This window comes from Bacillus sp. B2-WWTP-C-10-Post-4 (genome assembly GCF_009183805.1).
GTDB classification, from domain to species: Bacteria; Bacillota; Bacilli; order Bacillales; family Bacillaceae_G; genus Bacillus_A; species Bacillus_A cereus.
Genome location: NZ_WEII01000210.1, coordinates 1 through 3,838 on the forward strand (window position 1 = coordinate 1; position 3,838 = coordinate 3,838).

Sequence of the window (3,838 nt, forward strand, 5' to 3'; positions counted from 1 at the left end):
CTAGAACAGTACGCAAAAGTATGTACAATGAATTTTGAATGTAAAGGAAGATTAATATGTCAGTTATTGATAAATTGAAACTTAATAAGTATACAAATATGGTCGTTATTAACGAACCAAGTGATTATGACATTTTTACAGGTAAAGAAACTGCATTCTCAAAAGAACACGATGCTATCTTTATATTTGTAGAAACGCTTGATGAAATGGTGAAACAAACGAATTTTATTATAAGTAATGAAGAATTACTAATTGAAAAAGGTTACGTATTCTTCGCATATCCGAAAAAAGGTAATGCTCGTTATAGTACGTTTATTCACCGTGATGAGATGTTTCCGGCATTAAATGTTGGAGAAGATGGTTATGTGGGAGAAAGTGATATTAAATTTGCACGAATGGTAAGTATGGATGAAGTCTTTACTGTTGTAGGTTTAAAACGCGAGAAGAAAAAAACAACGAAAACATCTGCTATGAGTCAATGTGTTGCCGATTATGCAGATCGAATTAAAGATGTTGAAGCATTATTAGCTAATCATCCGAATGAACTTAAGTTTTATCAAAGTTTAACGCCTGGATATCAGAAAGATTGGGCACGTAATCTTTTTTCTGTAAAACAAGAAAAAACACGTGAAAAACGTCTAGAGAAAATGATAGAGATCCTTTCACAAGGCTATAAAACAATTGAATTATTCCGTAAGAAGAAAAAATAATGATTAAGAAAGTCACAATGCTGCAACAATTAATTGTGATGAGTACATTGAAAAAAGTATTCCTTCTATTATACTAAGGAATGTTCTTATATTTATATAATTAGCAAAAGAGAAAAGGTGTTTGAGATGAAATCGTATATTGTAGTTGGATCTGGAATTTTAGGAGCGTCTACTGCTTATCATCTTGCTAAGGCAGGTGCGAATGTTACTATCGTGGATCGCCAACAATTAGGGCAAGCAACTGATGCAGGAGCAGGTATTGTATGTCCATGGCTATCGCAGCGTCGTAATAAAGCATGGTATAAAATTGTTAAAGGCGGTGCACGTTACTATTCTTCGTTAATTCAGCAATTAGAAGAAGACGGTGAAACTGACACAGGATATAATCGTGTAGGTGCAATTAGTTTACATACTGACGAGAAAAAGTTAGATCAAATGGAAGAGCGAGCTTATAAACGACGTGAAGATGCCCCAGAGATTGGTGAAATCACTCGCTTATCAGCTGAAGAAACAAAAAAATTATTCCCAGCATTATCAGACGAATATAGTTCTGTTCATATTAGTGGTGCTGCACGAGTAAATGGAAGATTATTACGCAATGCATTAATAAGTGCTGCGAAAAAACATGGTGCAACTTTAATAAAAGGCGATGCTATATTAGTCCGTGAAGGAAATCATATTACGGGAGTTACAGTAAACGATGAAACAATTTTAGCGGAAAAGGTTATTGTAACTGCAGGCGCATGGGCGAACGAAATCTTGAATCCATTAGGAATTAATTTCTTAGTTACATTCCAAAAAGGACAAATTGTTCATCTGCAAATCGAGAATACAGCAACAGAAAATATGCCAGTTGTTATGCCACCGAACGATCAATATATTTTAACGTTTGACAATGGGCATGTCGTAATTGGTGCAACACATGAGAATGATACTGGTTTCGATCATCGTGTAACAGCAGGTGGTTTACATGAAGTATTCCATAAGGCATTAGCAGTTGCACCTGGCTTAGAAAATGCTACAGTGCTTGAAACGAGAGTTGGATTCAGACCATTTACACCAGGATTCTTACCTGTTATCGGACCACTACCTAACTTTAAAGGAATTCTCGTTGCGAATGGATTAGGAGCTTCGGGTTTAACAGCTGGTCCATACTTAGGAGCGGAACTTGCTAAATTAGCGCTGGGACAACCAATTGAGTTAGATTTAAATGATTATGATGTTGCTGGCGCAATTGAATAATATAGGGTACTGCTAACATTTAGGAAGAACCATGCTAAACAAATTCGACAAGGAATAAGCAGTTTTCCCTCTGTTAAGAGTAAGCCTGTTTATGAAAAATAAAATTCTTTAAAAATAGAAGGCCGACATTATAAACCTGCATTAATAATGTAGAATTGTGATGTCGGCTCTTTATTTATATTTATTTAAAACTTATTTTTGAGAGGAGCTTAAGCAATGAGAGCGCCATATCAAGTATTGATATTTCCTTATATAAAAACTACTGATTCCATTCAATATGCTATTTTCAACCGAAGTGATTATAGTTATTGGCAAGGAATAGCTGGTGGCGGAGAAGTCGGTGAGATTCCTATTGAATCAGCAAAACGGGAAGCGTTTGAAGAGGCTGGTATTACAAGAGAATGTCCATATATACAATTAGATTCTGTGTCTTCACTACCCGTAGAGGATGTAGTTAGAGGATTCCTTTGGGGAGAAGAGGTTTATGTAATAAAAGAATTTTCTTTTGGAGTTAAAGTCCCTACAAAAAACATATCATTATCTAAAGAACACTTTAATTATAAATGGTTATGCTTTGAGGAAGCAGTAACGCTTTTGAAATGGGATAGCAACAAAACAGCATTGTGGGAATTAAACAAAAGACTATTAAAACAATAAAAGTTTTTGCTAACAAAAATAGTTGTGGAAGAAGAATTGAACCATTAACAAACCCTTGCTACATTTCTAAACAATGTTTTAGGTTATAAAATAGAGTAATATAGATTTGGCATGTTATGCTAAAATTCGCTTAGTGTATATTTTCGTTAAAATGTGGGTGGGCCCCCTTTTAGCAAAACCGGAGTGGGAATGATGAGTATAAATAGTTTTGTGGGATTGATAAATGACGAATTATTAAAAGAGGTAAGTATAAGAAGTGATGATGAATTCGAGCCTGTAGTAGTTAAAGATATTCCTAGACTTTGGAAGTGTTTAGGAACAGGTAATTATGCCGCAGTATTCATGCACAGAGAATACAAAGATTGGGTAGTGAAAGTTTACGTGCGAGAAGGAGAAGGAATTGAAAAAGAGTCAGAAGTATACCGAAGAATTGGAGATCATCCTTCTTATTCAAAGCTTATATATAAAGGGAAAAATTTCATAGTATTGAAACGTTTAAAAGAAATTACCTTATACGATGCCCTTCATAAGGGGATTAAAATTCCTAAGCAGGTGATCCTTGATATAAATAAAGCTTTAGAGTATGCGAGGGAACAAGGATTAACTCCTTGTGATGTTCACGGGAAAAATGTGATGATGGAAAAAGGAAGGGGATATGTAGTCGATGTATCTGATTTCTTAAAAACAAAAGAAGATAGTAAGTGGAGGGATCTAGAAAAGGCATATTTCACCTTTTATTTTCCTTTCATTTATAAATTGCCTTTCTCTGTTAAAATACCGTATTTTATGTTAAACATTGTTAGACGTTCGTATAGAAAATATAAGAAGCTTAAAAAGAACTTCAAATTATAAAAGGACCACATATGTTCCTGAAAACGAGTTAAATTCACATAAATAACTTTAGAAAAATTTTAAATTTTGTTTAGGGGCTACTTCAAGACCTTAGCTTGCTGGGCATGTGGTGCTACCTCAAAATATAAAAAGATTAGGAGTGAACCCTAATCTTTTTATTTATACATATTTTTGATAGTTATATATATCACTATCAATTCCAAAACGGGATATTTTGAATAAATGAAACCGTCAAAATAAGTGTTGATGCGGAACCAGCAGTTACTAAAGTTACTATTTTTCGTACGTTCTGTTCTTTTGAAGGTTTTATAAGTTCTGTAATTAACACAATCCATATTATGATAGAAACTATTGAAATAATATTTATAGACATATGT

At 33.9% G+C, this 3,838-nt stretch carries 5 protein-coding genes; 4 read left to right on the forward strand and 1 reads right to left on the reverse strand.

Features of this window, described 5'->3' with window-relative positions; all coding sequences use genetic code 11:
* Positions 1-56: 56 nt before the first annotated feature.
* From GBN78_RS29040 to GBN78_RS29055, 4 genes are all read left to right on the forward strand, one after another.
* Positions 57-710, forward strand: a complete 654-nt coding sequence (locus GBN78_RS29040; protein WP_000110844.1) for a YdeI/OmpD-associated family protein — start codon at positions 57-59, stop codon at positions 708-710.
* Between the two features lie 126 nt (positions 711-836).
* A complete protein-coding gene (locus tag GBN78_RS29045) occupies positions 837-1,952 on the forward strand; it encodes an NAD(P)/FAD-dependent oxidoreductase (RefSeq protein ID WP_000844391.1) in 1,116 nt (371 codons plus the stop codon).
* A gap of 216 nt (positions 1,953-2,168) precedes the next feature.
* Positions 2,169-2,609 carry an NUDIX hydrolase gene (locus GBN78_RS29050; RefSeq protein ID WP_001202618.1) on the forward strand — a complete coding sequence of 147 codons (441 nt, stop codon included), beginning with the start codon at positions 2,169-2,171 and terminating at the stop codon, positions 2,607-2,609.
* A gap of 192 nt (positions 2,610-2,801) precedes the next feature.
* On the forward strand, positions 2,802-3,461 hold the full coding sequence (locus GBN78_RS29055; protein ID WP_000026531.1) for a protein kinase family protein: 660 nt from the start codon (positions 2,802-2,804) through the stop codon (positions 3,459-3,461).
* Between the two features lie 193 nt (positions 3,462-3,654).
* Here the strand turns inward: GBN78_RS29055 and GBN78_RS29060 are convergent, their stop codons facing one another.
* Entirely contained in the window at positions 3,655-3,834 is a 180-nt protein-coding gene (locus GBN78_RS29060; RefSeq protein ID WP_000026328.1) for a hypothetical protein, read from the reverse strand.
* Between the last annotated feature and the right edge of the window lie 4 nt (positions 3,835-3,838).

Bases quoted from the DNA above. Each gene is read 5' to 3' on its own strand.
- GBN78_RS29040 (WP_000110844.1), top strand. From the start codon at position 57: ATGTCAGTTATTGATAAATTGAAACTTAATAAGTATACAAATATGGTC.
- GBN78_RS29045 (WP_000844391.1), top strand. From the start codon at position 837: ATGAAATCGTATATTGTAGTTGGATCTGGAATTTTAGGAGCGTCTACT.
- GBN78_RS29050 (WP_001202618.1), top strand. From the start codon at position 2,169: ATGAGAGCGCCATATCAAGTATTGATATTTCCTTATATAAAAACTACT.
- GBN78_RS29055 (WP_000026531.1), top strand. From the start codon at position 2,802: ATGAGTATAAATAGTTTTGTGGGATTGATAAATGACGAATTATTAAAA.
- GBN78_RS29060 (WP_000026328.1), bottom strand. From the start codon at position 3,834: ATGTCTATAAATATTATTTCAATAGTTTCTATCATAATATGGATTGTG.